This is a genomic window from Pseudomonas sp. Choline-02u-1, assembly GCF_002836515.1.
In the GTDB taxonomy this organism is placed as follows: domain Bacteria; phylum Pseudomonadota; class Gammaproteobacteria; order Pseudomonadales; family Pseudomonadaceae; genus Aquipseudomonas.
The window spans coordinates 1-877 of sequence record NZ_PJBC01000035.1; the positions used below are offsets into that span (position 1 = coordinate 1).

At 61.1% G+C, this 877-nt stretch carries 1 protein-coding gene; it reads left to right on the plus strand.

Annotation, left to right across the window (positions count from 1 at the left end; all coding sequences use genetic code 11):
- On the plus strand, positions 1–877 hold an 877-nt coding region (locus tag CXF97_RS13980; protein WP_371918386.1), incomplete at both ends, for an immunoglobulin-like domain-containing protein.

The window sequence follows — 877 nt, forward strand, 5'->3', positions numbered from 1 at the left end:
TGCGCCGCTGACCAACTCGATCACCAATGTGACCGGCGGCAACTTCGAAAACCTGGTGGCGGATAAAACTCCAGTTTCGACCACTGTTACGGATGTTGCCGACACCACCAATCTGTCGCTCAGCGCCAGCAATTCGGTGGCTGAAGGTGGCCAGATCACCTACACCGCGACATTGACCAACGCCGCTGGCTCGCCAGTGACCGTGACCCTGTCGAACGGCGCTGTGATCACCATCAAGGCTGGCGAAACCACCGGCACCGCAACCGTTCCTGCACCGACCGATGACGTCTACAAGGACGCCGGCTCCGTCCAGGCAACGATCACCAGCGCTACCGGCGGCAATTTCGAGAACCTCGTTCCGAGTACTGCTCCGGCCGTGACGACAGTCACCGACACCATCGACACTTCGACGGTCAAACTGACCGCCGATACCTCGGTCGCTGAAGGTGGCACCGTGACTTACACCGCCACGGTTGGCGCTCCGGTCACCGGTTCGCCAGTGGTCGTGACTCTGGCCAACGGCCAATCCATCACCATCGGCGTCGGCCAGACTACCGGCACTGCAACCGCTGTTGCTGCGAACGATGCGCTGACCGGCAACGCGCCGATCACCAACTCGATCACTGGCGTGAGCGGCGGAAATTTCGAAGATCTGGTTGCCGACAAAACTCCGGTTTCGACTTCTGTTACGGATGTTACCGACACCACCAATCTGTCGCTCAGCGCGACCGGCTCGGTGGCCGAAGGTGGCCAGATCACCTACACCGCGACATTGACCAACGCCGCTGGCTCACCAGTGACCGTAACCCTGTCTAACGGCGCTGTGATCACCATCAAGGCTGGCGAAACCACCGGCACCGCAACCGTTCCGGCACCG